15 protein-coding genes are annotated in these 17,675 nt (G+C 72.5%); 5 read left to right on the top strand and 10 right to left on the bottom strand.

Features of this window, described 5'->3' with window-relative positions; translation table 11 throughout:
- Positions 1 to 102: 102 nt before the first annotated feature.
- Positions 103 to 1,134: an SIS domain-containing protein gene (locus ACTXG6_RS20595; protein ID WP_445189423.1), complete on the top strand. Its 1,032-nt coding sequence runs from the start codon at positions 103 to 105 to the stop codon at positions 1,132 to 1,134.
- A gap of 63 nt (positions 1,135 to 1,197) precedes the next feature.
- On the opposite strand, the gene ACTXG6_RS20590 is transcribed toward ACTXG6_RS20595, so the two are convergent.
- The 8 genes from ACTXG6_RS20590 to ACTXG6_RS20555 form a co-directional block, all read right to left on the bottom strand.
- Positions 1,198 to 2,196, bottom strand: a complete 999-nt coding sequence (locus ACTXG6_RS20590) for a sigma-70 family RNA polymerase sigma factor (protein ID WP_445189422.1) — start codon at positions 2,194 to 2,196, stop codon at positions 1,198 to 1,200.
- A gap of 17 nt (positions 2,197 to 2,213) precedes the next feature.
- On the bottom strand, positions 2,214 to 2,549 hold the full coding sequence (locus ACTXG6_RS20585; RefSeq protein WP_445189421.1) for a hypothetical protein: 336 nt from the start codon (positions 2,547 to 2,549) through the stop codon (positions 2,214 to 2,216).
- A gap of 136 nt (positions 2,550 to 2,685) precedes the next feature.
- A complete protein-coding gene (locus ACTXG6_RS20580; protein WP_445189420.1) occupies positions 2,686 to 3,915 on the bottom strand; it encodes a DUF222 domain-containing protein in 1,230 nt (409 codons plus the stop codon).
- 232 nt (positions 3,916 to 4,147) lie between these two features.
- A complete protein-coding gene (locus tag ACTXG6_RS20575; protein ID WP_445189419.1) occupies positions 4,148 to 5,386 on the bottom strand; it encodes a 2Fe-2S iron-sulfur cluster-binding protein in 1,239 nt (412 codons plus the stop codon).
- On the bottom strand, positions 5,383 to 6,303 hold the full coding sequence (locus ACTXG6_RS20570) for an FAD binding domain-containing protein (RefSeq protein WP_445189418.1): 921 nt from the start codon (positions 6,301 to 6,303) through the stop codon (positions 5,383 to 5,385). Before ACTXG6_RS20570 ends, ACTXG6_RS20575 begins: the two co-directional genes overlap by 4 nt.
- Positions 6,304 to 6,307: 4 nt before the next feature.
- Positions 6,308 to 7,087, bottom strand: a complete 780-nt coding sequence (locus tag ACTXG6_RS20565) for an enoyl-CoA hydratase/isomerase family protein (RefSeq protein ID WP_445189417.1) — start codon at positions 7,085 to 7,087, stop codon at positions 6,308 to 6,310.
- A 1-nt stretch (position 7,088) separates the two neighbouring features.
- Entirely contained in the window at positions 7,089 to 9,542 is a 2,454-nt protein-coding gene (locus ACTXG6_RS20560) for a xanthine dehydrogenase family protein molybdopterin-binding subunit (protein WP_445189416.1), read from the bottom strand.
- Positions 9,535 to 11,055, bottom strand: a complete 1,521-nt coding sequence (locus ACTXG6_RS20555; protein ID WP_445189415.1) for a class I adenylate-forming enzyme family protein — start codon at positions 11,053 to 11,055, stop codon at positions 9,535 to 9,537. The genes ACTXG6_RS20560 and ACTXG6_RS20555 overlap by 8 nt, the downstream gene beginning before the upstream one ends.
- A gap of 205 nt (positions 11,056 to 11,260) precedes the next feature.
- On the opposite strand from ACTXG6_RS20555, the gene ACTXG6_RS20550 reads away from it, so the two are divergent.
- The gene (locus ACTXG6_RS20550) at positions 11,261 to 11,824 is read left to right on the top strand and encodes a PadR family transcriptional regulator (RefSeq protein ID WP_445189414.1); all 564 of its coding nucleotides are present in this window, start codon (positions 11,261 to 11,263) and stop codon (positions 11,822 to 11,824) included.
- 42 nt (positions 11,825 to 11,866) lie between these two features.
- Here the strand turns inward: ACTXG6_RS20550 and ACTXG6_RS20545 are convergent, their stop codons facing one another.
- A complete protein-coding gene (locus ACTXG6_RS20545) occupies positions 11,867 to 13,126 on the bottom strand; it encodes a GNAT family N-acetyltransferase (protein ID WP_445189413.1) in 1,260 nt (419 codons plus the stop codon).
- 105 nt (positions 13,127 to 13,231) lie between these two features.
- Between ACTXG6_RS20545 and ACTXG6_RS20540 the strand changes: the two genes are divergently transcribed.
- Both ACTXG6_RS20540 and ACTXG6_RS20535 read left to right on the top strand, forming a co-directional pair.
- Entirely contained in the window at positions 13,232 to 14,062 is an 831-nt protein-coding gene (locus ACTXG6_RS20540) for an LLM class F420-dependent oxidoreductase (protein WP_445189412.1), read from the top strand.
- A 377-nt stretch (positions 14,063 to 14,439) separates the two neighbouring features.
- A complete protein-coding gene (locus ACTXG6_RS20535; RefSeq protein WP_445189411.1) occupies positions 14,440 to 15,129 on the top strand; it encodes a hypothetical protein in 690 nt (229 codons plus the stop codon).
- Positions 15,130 to 15,135: 6 nt separating this feature from the next.
- Here the strand turns inward: ACTXG6_RS20535 and ACTXG6_RS20530 are convergent, their stop codons facing one another.
- Complete coding sequence (locus ACTXG6_RS20530) at positions 15,136 to 16,122, bottom strand: helix-turn-helix transcriptional regulator (protein ID WP_445189410.1); 987 nt, start codon at positions 16,120 to 16,122, stop codon at positions 15,136 to 15,138.
- Between the two features lie 61 nt (positions 16,123 to 16,183).
- On the opposite strand from ACTXG6_RS20530, the gene ACTXG6_RS20525 reads away from it, so the two are divergent.
- Positions 16,184 to 17,557 (top strand): FAD-binding oxidoreductase, encoded by a 1,374-nt coding sequence (locus ACTXG6_RS20525; RefSeq protein ID WP_445189409.1) that lies wholly within the window; start codon positions 16,184 to 16,186, stop codon positions 17,555 to 17,557.
- Positions 17,558 to 17,675: the final 118 nt, after the last annotated feature.

The following is a 17,675-nucleotide window of genomic DNA, read 5'->3' as shown; positions in this document are numbered from 1 at the left end:
CACGGCGCCGGTGTTGACAAGCAAGAGTATTTAATAAAGGCTCCTTAGTATGTCGGAGAACCCGCTGAATCCGTACCGCCAGCCGCTGACCGGAGCCCGGCGGTGAGCGCCGCGGCGACCACCCTGATGGCCAGGGAGATGGCCGAGCAACCGGCCGTGCTGGCCCGGCTCGCGCAGCGGTTCGAGCAGCTCAGCGAGCAGGTAGCCGGCCTGTACACGGGTGGGGTGCCCGGGGTGGCCTTCGTGGCCAGGGGCTCGTCCGACCACGCCGCGCTGCTCGGGCGCTACGCCGTCGAGCTCTACACCGGGCTGCCCACCTGCCTGGTCGCGCCGAGCGTCACCACCGCGTTCGCACAACATCCCACCGGGTTCGCCGGCTGGCTGGTGGTCGCGCTGTCGCAGTCCGGCCGCACCCCCGAGATCGTCAGCCTCGCCAGGGAGTTCCGGTCCGTCGGCGCCTCGGTGGTGGCCATCTCCAACGACGGTTCCTCGGATCTCGCCCGTGCCGCCGACCTCTCGATCGACCTGGCCGCCGGTCCGGAGCGAGCGGTGCCGGCCACCAAGACGGTCACCGCCCAGATGCTCGCGGTACTCGCGGTCGCCGGTGGCCTCGGTTCGCCGGGGTTGACCGGCGAGCAGGTCCGGCAGATCCCGGACGCGGTCGAAACCGTGCTGGCCGACACCGCGGGCATCACCGCGCTCGGCGCCGAGCTGGCCGGCCCGGACCGGATGGCGGTGGTCGGCCGAGGGTTCTGCTACCCAGCGGCGCTGGAGACGGCGCTGAAGCTGCAGGAGACCACCGGCGTGATGGCGCACGGGTTCTCCACGGCCGACTTCCGGCACGGCCCGATCGCCGTGTGCGGCCCCGAGTCGCCCGCCGTGCTGCTGGCCGGCTCGGGCCCGGCCGACCAGGACACCGCGGCGCTGACCCCCGAGCTCGCCCAGCGGGGTGCGACCAGCGCGCTGATCGGCACCGGGCCGGCCGCGCGGGTCAGTTGGCCGGCGCTCGGGCATGCCGGGGAAGGCCTGCTGGCCACCGTGCGCGGCCAACAGCTGGCACTGGCCAGGTGTGAGGCTCTCGGCGTCGACCCGGACCAGCCCGGCGGCCTGAGCAAAGTGACACTCACCCACTGAGCCGAGCTACCTCGTGAGTTGCGGGTGGTCCCGGGAGACCACTCGCCACCCACGGGGCAGAGGTCACGGGCGTTCGGGGAGGCCGAACCGGGCCGGCAGCTCCGGGTTGTGGAAGGTGACGACCCGCGCGACGCCCCGCTCGGTGAGGCTCAGCACCTGCACCCCGTGCGGCCGGAACGCGCCATCCTGGCCGCGCAGGTACAGCCCGAATGCGGGTTGGCCGTTCGCCTCGGTGCCGAGCAGCCGGAAGTGGCCCGACGCCAGCACTCTGGCCACCAGGAACCGAGCGATGGTCTGCCGCCCGGCGAACCAGGTCGGGATCGGTGGCATCTCCCACACCGCGTCCTCGGCCAACAGTCGGGTGAGCTCGCCGATGTCCGCAGTTTCGAAGGCGGCCGCGTAACGGTCCAGCAGGTCGCGCTGCACCGCGTCGCTCGGTTCGGTCGTGGTGTCCTCGGTGGGCGCGACCTGGCGCAGCTGGGCCCGGGCCCGTTGCAGCGCGCTGTTCACGGCCGCCTCACTCGCGCTGATCAGCTCGGCGACCTCGCTGGTGCGCCAGGCCAACACGTCGCGCAGGATCAGCACGGCGCGCTGGCGGGGCGGCAGGTGCTGCAGCGCGGCGACGAAGGCCAGCCGCATGCTCTGCCGGGAGGCCACGGTGACCGCCGGATCCGCCGGCTCGGCGCCCCGCCAGGCGGTGGGCAGTGGTTGCAACCAGGCGATATCGGTGCGCCACTGGCCGGTCTGACCCTCCGGGTTGTCAGCGGGGGCACCGAGCCCGGAGGGCAGTGGCCGGCGACCCGCGCGTTCCAGCGCCTTCAGACAGGCCCGGGTGGCGATCCGGTACAGCCAGGTGCGCAGTGACGCGCGGCCCTCGAACCCCGGGTACCCGCGCCAGGCGTGCAGGTAGGTCTCCTGGACCACGTCCTCGGCATCGTCGCTCGACCCGAGCATCCGGTAGCACAGCGCGAGCAGCTCCCGGCGGAACGGATCTGCCAGCCGACCGAACTCCTCGCTCGCCTCAGCGCTGGCCGCCTGAGTGAGTGCCGCCTGGGTCGACACCGCCGCTCCACCTCGTATCAGTCGTCGTCCTTTCCGAACCGGTACGAGCCGACCATAGTGGCCGGGCTGGGCACCGGTGGACCAGCGAGCCGACCGCCGAGGCCGCGCTGGAACTCCGCGAACGCGGCGGAGCGGGACAACGGGTCGACCCCGGCCTCGACCGTCACCACGTGGACGAAGCTGACCCCGTCGGCGAGCCGGAACGCCGCGTACCGCAGGCCGTCCGGCCGCTCCCGGTTCAGTTCGGCGAACACCTGGCGCACCAGCTCCTGGTTGCGCTCGGCGGCGTCCGGCCTGGTCTGGTACCGCACCACGACCGCCGTGCTCGGTGCACTATCCGCTGCTGTGCTCATCGCCGTCTTCCTCCCGCCGCCGAACCCTCGCCGACGGCACACTCATACAGAGGCGCCAGCCGCCGAAAACTCATCGGTCACCCACCGCGCACGGAACCGGCACGTGACACGATCAGCGGACACCGAACGCGGAATCCTAGCCGGACAGACTGAGCAATGGTTGTCGTCGGGGTGTCTGTGAGTAGTCGATCCATTTTGGCGGGATAAATTCGGGGAGTCCATCGCGCATGCGGACTTCCCAGTCGGATTGATGCACCATCCGATGATGCGTCCAGCACAACATCACCAAATTGTCGAGTTTTGTTTCACCGTGATGGACCCAGTGCACAATATGGTGCACCTCGCAGGAACTCGGTGGCCGGTCACACCCCGGATGGGCGCACCCACCATCCCGAACCGCGACCGCTTTACGTTGCGCCGACGTGGCACACCGTTTCTCCCGGCCCACATCCAACGGCTCACTGTTCGCACCGAGCACGATCGGGGTGATCTGGGCGTCGCAGCTGAGCCGGCGTACCTCACCCGGCCCGATATGTCCGCCGAGCTCGAGGTTCGCCCCACGCAACCCGGCCTTCAGCGCTTCCAGCCCCATCGTGATCGCCACGTGCGGACGCTCACCGCCCTGCGCGGGCAGGCGGCCTTCGTCGAGGGCGTGCGCGCAGATCTCCCCGAGCGCATCCGCCTGCCGTTGCCCGAGGGACTTGTTCTCGTCGGCGGCCGGTTTGAGGATCGCCCCGATCGCCCGCGCCACCGTCTCGTACGTCGCCGAGTCCAACTGGCCCTTGATCTTCCCACCGACACCGTGGCGGGACTTGGCCAGGTGCAGCTCGTTGACCTGCGGATCGTCCTCACCCGGCGGCGCACCATCCTGATCCAGCAGGTCCAGTTCCTCGCGGGCCTTGCGGCCCAACAACTCCGGGCTGTACTGCCGCGCCCAATCGGCGAACAACACCTCCGCCGCCACCCACTGCTCCACCGTGATCCGCCGCGCGGCATCCGTAGCCAGCACCGACTCGATCACCTCAGCATGCGCCAGATCAATCTCCAGCGCACCCAACGCCATCGCCGTCGCCGGCAGTTTCGGCTCCAACACCTCACCCACCAACGACCGCGTCGGAAACACACTGGCGGCCACCGCCACCATCCGCCGCCCGTCCCGCTGGCTCAGACCGAGCAGATCCGCCACGGCATTCGCCGAATGCATCCCCCGCTCGAGAAACTCCCCATCCCGATCCAACCCGGCGAGCAACACCAACGAGTCGTACTCACATTGGCGCCGCAAAACCTGGTAACTCTTCAACCCGTCAATCCGACACTCCGCATCACCGGCGCGTTCGAGTGCGCGCAACGCGGCCATGGAATCCATGACCACCCGCCGCGCCACAACAACCGAACCCTCCGACATACCCAAAATTATGGCAAAGAGCCCCGACAGTTTCCGGGCCGATACCGCCGCCCCCGAAAAAAGATTTCATGATTTTTCGCGAACCCCGCCGAACGTCCCCAACAAGCCACCCCGACCCAGACCCAAAGGCGAGGTCAAAACGCCTAACTGACCACTGTCCCGTCCAAAGCTTCGGTAAAAGGCAACCAGAAACTCAACGACGCCACCGCGACAGCAACCCCCGCACCCGGTCGACAAGGACTCCGAGCAGGATTCGGACCGGGCTGGGGCCGGCGCCCACCGTCGGTGCCGTGCCGGTGCGGGCGGCCTGGTCAACCGCCGAGGTGAACTGCTCGAACAACCGCCGGCTGACGTCCCCGGCGAGCGCCCGGCCGAACTGGGCGATCCGCCCGGACAGATACAGCGACACATCGGCCCGCAGCTCGGTGCCACCGTCGGCGCCCGGCGCGGCCCGCAGCCGGATGTCCGCCTGGGTCGCGCTGCCGCCGGCGTCCGCGCCCTGCGCCACCACCCGCAGCCGATGTTCCCCCGGATCCCGCTCCAGCACCCGCGCCACCCCGTCGAAGGTCAGCTTGACCGGGCCCAGCGCGACCACCGCACGCCCCAGGTAGCGTCCGTCCTCGAGTACCTCCACCAGCGTTGCCCCGGGTAGGCAGCGGGCCAGTTGGTCGAAGTCGTCCAGCACCCGCCACACCGCGTCCACCGGCTCGGACAGCGCGCCGCGGACCTCGACGGTCGCCGACGGCGCCCCGCCGGGCAGCCGGGGCTCCACGGCGGAAACGGCGGAAACAGCGGAAGCAGCCGACCGGGACGGCTCCCCCGGGGACGACCCACCGGCATCGGGAGCCGGTGCCGCCGACCGACCGCCGGACCGCCCCAACAACGTCCGCGCGGCACAGTTACCCGGACCGGGCAGGCCGTCCGGATAGGCGGCGGCGACGTCCGCGACGGCGGCCAGGATGCCCCGGTAGCCGGTGCACCGGCAGAGCACGCCGGACATCTCCACCGGCAGCTCGCCCGGTGCCACGGCGGTGCCGGACGGTCCGTTGGAGAGCAGGTCGTAGCTGCTCATCAGCATGCCGGGGGTGCAGAAGCCGCACTGCAACCCGTGGTGCGCAGCGAACGCCCGCTGCAGCGGATGTTGCTCGGCCGGGGAGCCGAGGCCTTCCACGGTGACCACCTCGGCGCCCTCGCACTGCACCGCGAGCAGCAGGCAGGCCCGGGCTGCCTCGCCGTCCACCAGCACCGTGCACATGCCGCACACGCCGTGCTCACAACCGAGGTGGGTGCCGGTCAGCCCGAGGTGCTCGCGCAGCGCGTCGGCCAGGTGCATCCGGAGCGGCACCCGGACCGTCACGGCGCTGCCGTTGACGGTCAGCGCCACGTCCACCAGCTCGTGCGCCGCCACCCGCGCCCTCGGTGCGGGCGTCACGACCCGGCCCTGTCATTGCCGGCCCTGTCATTGCCGGCCCTGTCGTTGCCGGCGCTGTCGTACGCCCGACCCAGCTCCCGCGCGGCGAGCACGGTGAACAGCCGCCGCCGGTAACCGGTCGAGCCGTGCGCGTCGCCGGCGGTGTCCACCAGGTCGGCGGCCAGCTCGGCGGTGCCCTCCCGCAGCGCGGCCGGAAGACCATCACCGGCCTGGACCAGCTGGGCAACGTCCCTGGTCACCGGCTGGTCGGAGATGCCGAACCCGGTCAACGTCGCGGTCACCACCCGATCGCCGTCACGCACCACCCGGGTGACCACCCCGGCCAGCGCGAAGTCACCGTGCCGGCGGGCGATCTCGGCGAAGCCGAAGCCCTCGCCCGCGCGGGCCACCGGGAACTCCGCCGCCACCAGCACCTCGTCCGGCCCGACGGCGGTGGTCATGGCACCGGCGAAGAACTCCGCCGCTGACAACCGCCGGTGCCCGGACGGGGCGGCGATCTCCAGCACCGCGCCCAGGCAGCAGGCCACCGCCGGCAGCTCAGCGGCCGGGTCGGCGTGCGCCAGGCTGCCGCACACGGTGCCCCGGCTGCGCAGCTCACGGTGCCCGACAAAGGGCAGCGCCATCCCGAGCAGCGGCACCCGGCGCACCTCCTCGGACCGTTCCAGCACCCGCTGCCGGGTCGTCGCCCCCACCCGCAGCACCTCGCCGGCCCGGGAACCGGAGCCCGACACGGTCAGCTCGTCCAGCTCGGCGACCGAGTTGATGTCCACCAGGGTGCCCGGCCGGCCCAGCCGCATGGCCAACACCGGCACCAGCGACTGCCCGCCGGCCAGCACCTTGCCGTCGCCGGCGGCCAGCTCACCGAGTACGTCGGCGAGCGAACCGGGGCGGACGTAGCTGAACGGGGCCGGCTTCATACCGTCACCGCCCGGTGAACTTGGGCTTGCGCTTCTCGGTGAACGCCGCGACGCCCTCGGCGAAGTCGTCCGTGGCGCGCAGCATCGCGTAGGCCTTCCGCTCCAGGTCGATGCCGGTGTAGAGCGGCCCGTCGACGCCCTTGTCCAGCACCTCCTTCGCGGTGCGCTGGGCGGCCGGGGAGAAGTCGGCCATCTTCACCGCGAGCGCATCGACGGCCGCGTACAGCGCCTCCCGGTCGTCGTGCAGCTCGGCGAGGATGCCCCAGTCCAGTGCCTGCCGGGCCTGGATCCGGGTGGCCGTCATGATGTGGAACTTGGCCCGGGACAACCCGACCAGCCGGGCCAGGCGCTGGGTGCCGCCGGAACCGGGGATCATGCCCAGGTTCATCTCCGGCAGCGCGAACTGGGTGCGCGGCGTACCCAGCCGGATGTCGCAGGACAGCGCCATCTCGCAGCCGACGCCGAAGCAGTAGCCATCCACCGCCGCGATCACCGGTTTGGTGCTGCGGGCCGGCGCGGTGACGTTGTGCCCGAGGTCGGTGAAGTCGATCGGGTCGACCTCCATGAAGCCGGCGATGTCACCGCCGGAGGTGAAGTGCTCGCCGTCGCTGCGCACCACCACGACCCGGATCTCGGGGTCCCGGTCGATCTCGGCGAACCGGTCCGCGACGAGCTGCCGCATCTCCCAGGTGATCACGGTGTAGCGGCCGTGGGACAGCGTCAGGTACGCCACCCGGCCGTCCTGGCCGCGCTCCAGGAGTACGTCGCCGCCGGTCAGTGCCATCTCAGCTCCTCAGGGTCAGTAGTTGGTACAGGACCTCGCCGTGCAGGGGTAGCGAGGTGATCTTGACTCCGGCCGGCGCGAGCGCGTCCGCGACCGCGTTGGCCAGCGCCACCGGGAAACTCATCGAGGAGCCCTCGCCGCAGCCCTTGGCCCCGAGCGGGGTCAGCGGGGACGGGCTGACCAGGTGGTCGGTGCGCAGCTCGTAGCCGGCCTCGGCGCTGGTCGGGCAGAGGTAGTCCAGGAAGGTGGCCGAGGTCGGCTGCCCCGACGGCGCGTAGTGGAACTCCTCGTACATCGCGCCGCCGAGGGCGTGGGTGAGCGCGCCGTACACCTGCCCGTCCAGCAGCTGCTGGTTGAGCACGGTGCCGGCGTCGTGCACCGAGGACACCCGGTCGATGGTGATCTCAAGGGTGTCCGGGTCGATGCGCACCGCGACGATCTCGGCGACGAACCCGTAGCAGAGCGAGGAGTTGATCCGGTCGTCCCGGGTGGCCGCGCGGACCTCGCGCGGGGTGAACGCGGCCTCCTCGTACAGCCGTGCCGACACCCCCTCGGGCAGTGCGCTCGGATCCCAGTGCACCACCCCGGCGGCGTGCCGGAACTGCGCGGCGCGGGACAAATCGGTGCGCGACCGGACCTGACCGTCGGCCAGTTCCAGCTCGTCGGCGGGCAGCCCGAGCAGCACCGACCCGGCCGCCCGGATGGTCGAGGCGATCCGGTCGGCGGCCTGCACCACGGCACTGGTCACCAGGGGCGCGAACCGGGAGGAGTAGCTGCCCGAGGTCACCGTCCACGGCGTGGTCGCGGTGTCCATGTCGACCACCACCCGGACCTGCTCCACCGGCAGCCCGAGCCGCCGCGCCGCCACAGACCGGGCCACCGTGGCGTGCCCCTGGCCCTGCGGCACGCTGCCCAGCAGCACGGTGACCACACCGGACAGGTCCACCGAGATGCGTACGTGCTCGGTGGAGCCGGACTTGTCCCGCCCGGGTTTGCGCTGCTCAGCGGGGGTGGCGAGGCCGACGTAGCCGATGTTCGTGCCGGACGGGTCGACCACCAGCCCGACGCCGATGCCGTAGTAGCCGCCGCCGGCACGCACCTCGTTCTGCCGCTCGCGCAGCTCGGCCAGATCGGCGTTCTTCAGCGCCAGCTCGACGGCCGCGGCGTAGTCCCCCGAGTCGTACACCCCGCCGGTCGGGGTCTCGTACGGGAAGCCGGTCACCAGGTTCCGCCGCCGCACCTCGAACGCGTCCAGCCCGGCGGCGGCGGCCACCTCGTCCATCAGCCGCTCCAGCCCGAAGTACAGCTGCTGGCCGCCGAATCCCCGGTTCAGCCCGGTGGGCATCTGGTTGGTCACCACCGCGCGGGCCCGGATGCGCACCGCCGGGATCCGGTACGGACCGGTGATGTTGCCGAAGCAGCGGTACAGCGTGGACGGCTCCGGCGGGCGCAGGTAGGCGCCGACGTTGTCCACCAGGTCGGTGTCCAGCGCGGTGACCAGCCCGTCGGCAGCCACCGCCGCCCGGAAGTGCATCACCCGGTCCGCCCCGCTCGAGCTGGCCAGCAGGTGCTCGATGCGGTCCTCGGTCCAGCGCACCGGGGCGCCGGCGTGCTTGCTGGCCAGCGCCATCAGCACCACGTACGGGTAGATGCCGGCCTTGATCCCGAAGCTGCCGCCGATGTCGCCGGGCACGTGCAGCCGCAGCCGCGAGGTGGGCAGGCCGAGCGCGCCGGCCATCACCGGCACCATGGTGAACGGGCCGTGGAAGTTGGCCCAGGCCTCCACGGACGGGCCGCTCGTGCCGTCACCGGAGCCGCCCCGCCAGTCGGCGATCACGCTGTAGCACTCCATCGGGACCGAGGAGTAGCGCGGGAAGTCGTAGACCCCCTCGACGACGTGCGCGGCGGCGGCGAAGATCTCGTCCACCGGGCCGAACGAGAAGGTCCGGTCGGTGGCCACGTTGGACCCGGCATCGGAGTGCAGCAGCGGGGCGCCGTCGGCCAGCGCGGCCCTGGCACCGACCACCGGGTCCAGCGGCTCGTACTCGACGTCGACCAGCTCGGCGGCGTCCTCAGCGGTGTAGCGGTCGGTGGCCACCACGACGGCGACGGGTTCGCCGACGAAGCGGACCTTGTCGGTGCCGGTCGGGTAGTACGGCATGGCCGCGCCGGTGGACAGCGGGAACGGGCGCAGCGCGGCGGCCACGTCGGCCGGCCCCAGCACGGCGGCCACCCCGGGATGAGCGCGGGCCCGGCTCAGGTCGACAGCGCCGATCCGGGCGTGCGGGTGCGGGGACCGGACCACCGCGGCGACCAGCGTGCCGGGCAGCGGGTCGAGGTCGTCCAGGAACCGGCCCTGCCCGGTGACCAGCGGGCCGTCCTCCACCCGGGCCGGCGCCCACTCCGGCACCTCCGCGACGGACCGGGCGCCCGGTCCGGGACGCGACTCAGCCACCGGCCTCACCCCGGGAGTCGAACTCGCCGGCGACCAGGGTGCGGCGCAGTGTCTTGCCGACCCCGGAGCGTGGGATGGCGTCGACCGCGATCACCTTCTTGGGCCGCTTGACCGACGGCAGCGCCTCGCGGGCGTAGGCGAGCGCCTCCGTGGCGGCCGCCAGCGGCGCGACCCGCTGCGCCGGCACCACGAACGCGGTGACCGCCTGCCCCCACCGCTCGTCGGCCAGCCCGACCACGCACACGTCGTCGATGGACGGGCAGCGCACCAGCACCGCCTCGATCTCGTCCGGGTAGATGTTCTCGCCACCAGAGTTGATCATGTCGTCGACCCGGCCGGAGACCCAGAGATCGCCGTCGTCGTCCGCCACCGCGAGGTCACCGGTGTAGTACCAGCCGCCGCGGATCGCGGTGGCGTTCGCGTCCGGCCGGCGCCAGTAGCCGGTGAACGCCTCCGGACTGGCCATGGACACGATGACCTGCCCCTGCTCCCCCGGCCCGACCAGCGCGTCCGGCGGTGCACCCGGCTCCGGCGCGACCAGGCGAACCCGGGAGAAGATGCCGGCCCGGCCGGCCGAACCCGGCTTCGCGGCCACGTCCGGCCCGATCGTGAAGGTGTAGATCTCGGTGCTGCCGAAGTGGTTGACGAACGCGCCGGGCGCCACCTCGGCGGTCAGCTGCTCGGCCAGCGCGGGTGCCATCGCGGCCCCGGCGTAGGCCAGCCGGTCCAGTGCGGCCGCCGCGCCGAGCCGCCCGGTGCGCAGCAGGGACCAGTAGATCGTCGGCACCACGTAGAGCGAGGTGACCCCCTGCCGCACGATCAGGGCGGCGGACTCGTCGGCGTCGAACACCGGCTGCCCGACCCAGGTCCCGCCGACCACGATGCTGGCCAGCAGCGTGCGCAGGCCCATGGTGTGGAACATCGGCATCACGCCGAGGCTGACCTCGCCGAGCCGCAGCTGCGTCTGCACTACGTGCGCGACGGCGGCGGCGTGCTCCGCGCGGTGGCTGCGGGGCACGCCCTTCGGCCGGCCGGTGGTGCCTGAGGTGTAGAGCTGCACGCTGATCGCGTCCTCCGCCGGCGTCACCGGGAACGGGTGGTCGTCCTCCAGCGCCGCGACGGCGTCCAGCTCGGCAGCGGTCCGCACACCCACCGGGAGGCCGACGACGGCGGTACCGGCCGGCGCGGCGGTGGCCTCCTCCACCACGAGCAACCGGATCCCGGCGTCGGCCAGGCAGTAGCGCAGCTCGGCGGCCCCGAACCGGGTGGACAGCGGGACCGTGGCCGCCCCGAGCTTCTGGACCGCCAGGTGCAGGCTGGCCAGCGGTTCGCCGCCGCGCACCAGCACGCCGACCCGATCACCGGGACACACCCCGGCGCCGGCCAGCGCACGGGCCAGCTGGTTGGTGCGCGCCTCCCAGGCGGCGTAGCTGAACTGGCGCCCGGTGCCGCACACCGCCGGCCGGGACGGGTAACGCTCGGCTGCCCACCGCAGCGTGGTCACCAGGTCCATGAGCACCATCCTCAATAATCTGTTCTGGACGGTAGTCAGAGGACGGTCGACGTCACACCACCGAACGTATGATTTGGATGGTGGAGTGAATACACTCAGGGTGCCTGGGCGATGACACTCCGGGGGGCCTAGGCTCCGCCGGCATCGGAGCGGCGCTTCGAGTGACCTACGGCACACTCGCCGAGGACAGTGAGGGGTGGAACCGGTGAGCGGTATCCGACTGTCGTCAACGTCGTACGTCGTACTGGGGATGCTCGCGCTACGCGGCCCGTCGACGCCCTACGACCTCAAGCGCGCGGTGGGCCACTCGGTCGGCTACTTCTGGCACTTCCCGCACGCGCAGCTGTACTCCGAGCCGGACCGACTCGCCGAGCTCGGCCTGCTCGAGCTGTCCACCGAGGACGGCGGCCGGCGGCGCAAGACCTACTCGATCACCGACGCCGGCCGGGCCGCGGTGCGCAGCTGGCTCGCCGCGCCGACCAACGAGCACTTCCAGATGCGCGACATCGCCGAGCTGAAGCTGTTCTTCAACGAGGTGGGCGAGCCGGGCGACGTGACCAACCTGGCCAACGAGCAGATCAAGCAGCACCAGGAGCGGATCACCGTCTACCAGGAGATGCAGGCCCGGTTCGGCGACAGCGAGCCCGCGCGGCCCCGCATGATCACCCTGGAGCTCGGGCTGGAGATGGAGCACGCCGCGCTGCGCTTCTGGTCGGCGCTGGCGGACGGGCAGCTGGACCGATTACGAGCCGCCCGCCGCGAATTCTGAGTGGCGGGCAGGCCAGCAACGCAGGTCGTCAGGACATCGAGGTCAGAACACATCCAGGCAGTACGGCTCCGCATCACCGGCCATCGCCCGGGACGCCGCCAGCACCGCTCCGGGGCGCAGCTCGCGGACCCGGCCGGCGGCCGCCAGCGAGCTCAGCCGGATACCGCCGAGGTAGGCCGAAGCCAGGTCGGTGGTGTCACACGCCAGGTCCGCCTCGTCCTCGGTGCGGGCGACCTCGGCGGCACCGTCAGCACCCGCCCGCAGCCGCCAGCGGCCCTCGTTCCACGGGCAGAACCGGTCGGTGACCGCGAACACCAGATCGCACCCGGCCGCGTACCGGCGGGCGGTGAGCGCCCGGTCCAGGTCGACCAGCCGCACCCAGAGCGCGTCGCCGACGTCGGACAGCAGGGCCCTGGCGTTGACCAGCAGCTGCGGGATCGGGTCGTCCAGCGCGACGTTGCCGTAGCGCACCCTGCCGACCATGTCGAGGTCCAGCAGCGAGCGCCAGAGCCCCGCGTACGCCGCCGGGTTGGCGGCGACCAGCTCGTGGATGTCCACCTCGAAGTCCGGCCCGGCGGCCGGCCAGTTCGGCTTGAGCCGGAACACCGCGTAGCCGTCCGGCTCGCCCCCGCCCCGCGGCTGGTGCAGCGCGTACCGGTAGGCCGTCGAGCCGCCCCGGCCCGTCTCCGGGTCGGCCAGCCACCACCGCCAGCTGGCCTCCGGGCGGGACACCCAGCCCACCCGGCTCGCGGCCAACCCCCGGTGGATCGCGCGCAGCGACTCGGCCGCATCCGCCTCGTCGAGCCACCGGACCGTGCCACCGGCCGGCGAGCCCTCCCGGAACGGCGCCCGCGCCGGCACACAGAGTTCGCCCCGGCGGCTGGCCGGCCCGTAGCCGAACCGCCCGTAGATCGGTGCCATGGACGCCCACAGCACCGCGACCGGCTCGCCGCCGCTCTCGTGCAGCCCGGTCAGCTGGGCGCGGATCAGCGCGGTGAGCGCGCCCCGACCGCGCGCGTCCGGGCGCACCCCGACGTGGCTGACCGCCGCGACCGGGCTCGGTCCACTCCCCGGCAGGGTCATCTCCCTGGTCAGGATGCCGCCGCCGCCGAGCAGCCGGGTGTCGTCGAAGACGCCGAGCGTCCGGCCCGGTTCGAGCACCGCCCGGCTGCGCTCGGCCGCCAGCGGGTCCGCGCCCGGGTCCGACAGGAAGGCCGCCGACACCATGGCCAGGAACTCGGGCCAGTCGCCGTCGGTCAGCAGCCGGGGCGCGAGCGTGGCCCTCGTGGCGGTTGTTGTCATGTCTATGGTTGGTAGTCGGTCCGGGCGCGCGTGCCAACCAGTTTCGGCGGCCGCCACCTGAGTGAACCCCGGAATGCTCCGCGCCCCGGCCGGGTTGTGCCAAGAGTGAAATTCGGTATCGCGACGTTCATCACTGACGAAGGCATCCGACCCGGCCCGCTGGGCGCGGCGCTCGAGGAACGCGGGTTCGACTCGCTGTTCATCGCCGAGCATTCGCACATCCCGGCCAGCAGGGAGTCCCCCTACCCCGGCGGGGGCGAGCTGCCCCGCGTCTACTACCGCACGCTCGACCCGTTCGTCGCGCTGACGGCGGTCGGGGCGGCCACCCAGAACCTGCTGCTGGCCACCGGGATCGCGCTGGTGCCGCAGCGGGACGTGATCCACCTCGCGAACGAGGCGGCGAGCCTCGACGTGGTCTCTGGCGGCCGCGCCGCACTGGGCGTCGGCGCCGGCTGGAACCGCGAGGAGATGCGCAACCACGGTGTGGACCCCAAGACCCGGGGCGCACTGATGGGCGAGCAGCTCGCCGCGCTGAAGGAGATCTGGACCAAGGAGCAGGCGGAGTTCCACGGCGAGCACATCAACTTCGACCCGATCTTCGCCTGGCCCAAGCCGGTGCAGAAGCCACACCTGCCCATCTATGTCGGCGGGGAGAGCAAGGCTGCACTGGACCGCCTCGCCAAGTACGGCGACGCCTGGCTGCCGCGCGCGCAGACCAGGGCCGCCGAGCTGAACCGGGTCCGGCAGTGGCTGGCCGACCAGGGCCGCACCGACGTGCCGTTCACGATCTTCGGTGCCGGCCCGAGCCGGACCGCGCTGGACGGGTACGCCGAGGGCGGCGTGGAGCGGGTGACGTTCCTGCTCCGCACCCAACCGGAGTCCGAGACGCTGGCGGAACTGGACACCCTCGCCAAGGTGGCGCAGGACGCCGGCTGAGGCGCCAAGCCGTAGGCACGTCAGAAGGCACGCCAGACAGGCACGTCAAGCGGTAGGCACGTCAGACAGGCACGTCGGGCCGGCTCTCGGTGCGGCGCCGCGCGATCGGGCACGGAGATCGGGCGGCGCCACCGGGAACCGGCTATTGCTTTTTTGCCCCGGATACCGACAGCGAGGGCATGTCACTCTCCGTACGTTGTTATAGCCCCTCGTCCGAGTGAAATAACGCACAACATCCGAAGCAACCTGACAGGGGTCCCGGTGTTTCGGCTGGATAACGGTCAAATCTCGGTCAACCCGCCGATCGTGACCAAATCGCGCGTGAGCACAATGCGTCGCACTACCCCGCAAGATCGCACGAAAGGTCGACGCCCACGATGCTGATGGTCGAGATGTTGGCTCGGATGCCTGACCTGCGTCGGCGTATCCAGGCCGAACACATCGCTGACGCCACCGGCCGCTGCCGGGATTGCCGCGGCGCGCAGTGGCCGTGCGAGATGTACCGGTTGGCCACCGAGGTGGACCGTCGCTACGGGCCGTGTCCCTCCAACGCCAGCCGCCCCGGCATGCCGAGGCAGACCGACCACGGCGCGGTACCTCCCCAGTCCGCCACCCAGTCCGCCACCCAATCCGCCACCGCCCGGCTGGCGCCACAGGGCGCCGCCCGCCGGCCGGGCACCCCAGTCACTCCGCTCCCCACCGGCGTGACCCCGATGCCGCCCCGCAGGTCCACGCGCCCGCCCACTGAGGGCGGTGTCTCGCTGCCGGTTCCCCGGATCAACACCACCGGCACCTTCGGGGCGGTACCGGGAGCGCCTCGCGTCCCGACCGCGCTCAGCGCCCGGCACGACGAGCTGCGGGCCCGCCGCGAGCAGCACCGGGCCCGCCGCGACGAGCTCCGGGCCCGCCGGGGCGGCGGCGACCGGTCCCGCGACGGCGGCCGGCACGACCTGGGCCGGCCCGTGGAGGCCTCCGCTCCGCTCGCCAGCCGCCTCCCCGGTTCCCTGCCGCAGCCGAAGAGCGAGCTGATCGACGTGCTGGAGGACGTACTCCGCTGGTCCCAGTGACGGGCGCTAGCCGGATGGTGAGCTCCGGGCGTGCCGGGTCGCCGCGAGCAACCGGTGCGCCACCGCATCGAGGCGATCGAGCAGCTCGTCCGGGGCGTCCAGGGTGAACTCGGCGTCCAGCGCGACGATGTCCTGGACCAGCTGACCCAGCGCGTCGGCGCCCAGCACCACCGTGCAGGTGTCGTCGCCGGTCGGCGTCACCTTGCTCGGCAGCAGCATGGGCACCCGGGCCAGCACGGTAGGTGCCGGCGCCGCCACGGTGGCCAGCCCGGCGTACCGGTACGGCGCCTCGGTGATCGAGCGGCGCAGGAAGCTGGCGGCGTCCGAGGCGGGCAGCGGGCGCGGGGTGAACCGGCGGCGGGTGAGCGCGGGCTCGGTGAGGCGGTCCAGCCGGAAGGTGCGCCAGTCCTCGCGGTGCAGGTCGTAGGCGATCAGGTACCACAGGCCGTACCCGGTCACCAGGTGGTACGGCTCGACCCGGCGCGCGCTCGGAGCCCCGGCCCGCCCCCGGTACTCGAAGACCAGCACCTCGTGGTCCCGGCAGGCGGTGGACAGCTCCGCGAGCATGGCGGCGTCGGCCGGCGGTCCGCCCCGGCGCGACACCCCGACGGTGTCCCGCGCGACCGCTGCGACCCGCTCACGCAGCCGGGGCGGCAGCACCTGCTCCAACTTGGCCAGCGCGCGCACCGCGGTCTCCTCGATCCCGGCCACGCTGGCGCCGGCAGCCGTGCGCAGTCCCACCGCGATCGCCACCGCCTCGTCGTCCTCCAGCAGCAGCGGCGGCAGGTTGCGCCCGGTGGCCAGCCGGTACCCGCCCGCGACACCGGTCGTCCCGGTCACCGGGTAGCCGAGCTCGCGGAGCCGGTCGACGTCGCGGCGCACTGTCCGGCCGGTGACGCCGAGCCGGTCCGCCAGCTCCTGGCCGGACCACTCCCGGCGCCCCTGCAGCAGCGCGAGCAGCCGCAGCATCCGGCCGGGCATGTCGGTACTCACCGGTACAGGAAACCACCCACTGCGGACAATTCATGTCCTAAATAGTCCCTAGCCTGTGGATATGACCTCTCAGAACACGTTGGACGAACTCCGGGCCGGCTCCGTGCTGCGGCCCGGTGACACCGACTACGACGAGGCGCGGACGGGGTTCCAGGCGGCGTACCGGCACCGCCCGGCGCTGATCGTGCGTGCCGACGGGATGGCCGACGTCCGGGCCGCCGTGCAGCACGCGGCCGCGCGCGGGCTGCCGGTGGCGGTGCAGTCCAGTGGGCACGGGCTCGCCGTGGCCGCCGAGGGCGGCGTGCTGATCGACACCCGCCGGATGAGCGAGGTCCGCGTCGACGCCGGGCAACGCACCGCGTGGATCTCGGCGGGCACCCCGTGGGGTCGGGTGATCGACGAGGCCGCCCGCTTCGGCCTGGCACCGCTCAGCGGCTCGTCACCCGGCGTGGGCGCGGTCGGCTACACCCTCGGCGGCGGCCTTGGCGTGCTGGCCCGCGAGTACGGGTACGCCGCCGACCACGTGCGCGCCGTCGAGTTGGTCACGGCCGACGGATCGGTGCGCCGGCTCAGCTCGGCCGCCGACCCGGACCTGTTCTGGGCGGTGCGGGGCGCCGGCGCCAACTTCGGGGTGGCCACCGGGCTGGAGATCGAGCTGGTACCGGTGGCGCGGCTGTACGGCGGCGGGCTGTACTTCGACACCGATCAGGTGCCGGCCGTGCTGGCCGCGTTCCGGGAGTGGACCGCCTCGGTGCCCGAGGAGCTCACCTCGAGCGTCGCGCTGATCCCGTACCCGGACCTGCCGATGCTGCCCGAGCCACTGCGCGGGCGGTACGCGGCACACGTCCGGATCGCCTACACCGGCCTTGTCGAGGCCGGCGAGCGGCTGGTCGCGCCGCTGCGCGCGATCGGCCCACGGCTGATGGACACGCTTGGTGAGCTGCCGTACACCGCATCCGGTTCGATCTACAACGACCCGGCCCAGCCGCACGGCTTCTACGGGACCAACGCGATGTTGCGCGAGCTCGCCGAGCCGGTCGCCGGCCTCACGCTGGACCTGGTCGGCCCGGACGCACCGGTGCCCTGCGTGGTGCAGCTCAACCACCTCGGCGGTGCGCTGGCCCGCCCGCCGGCGACCCCGAACGCGGTCGGCCACCGGGACGCCGCGTATCTGCTGCGGGCGCTCGCCGTGGTGGACGGGCCCGGACCGAGCCCGGCGCACGCCGCGCCCACCCGGTTGACCGAGGCATTGGCGCCCTGGACGCTCGGCCGGTCACCCAACTTCGTGCTCGGCGAGGAGAGCATCCCGGACCAGGTCCGGAACTGCTTCGACGCGGACGACTACCGGCGACTGGCCCGGCTCAAGGCGGCGCACGACCCGGCGAACCTGTTCCGGCTCAACCAGAACATCCCGCCTGCCACCGCGTCCGACTGACCCCGCCCGGTGACCGGACCCCGCCCGGCCGGGGGCTGACCGCCCCGAGCGCCCGGCGGCCCGGCCGGTGAGCGCCCCGAGCAGCGGCAGGCCAGGGCACACACGCCGGGGCCACCGC

It is taken from the genome of Pseudonocardia sp. Cha107L01 (assembly GCF_052566575.1).
The sequence above is the reverse complement of the archived record's forward strand: the minus strand, read 5'-3'. Positions and strand labels throughout refer to the sequence as shown.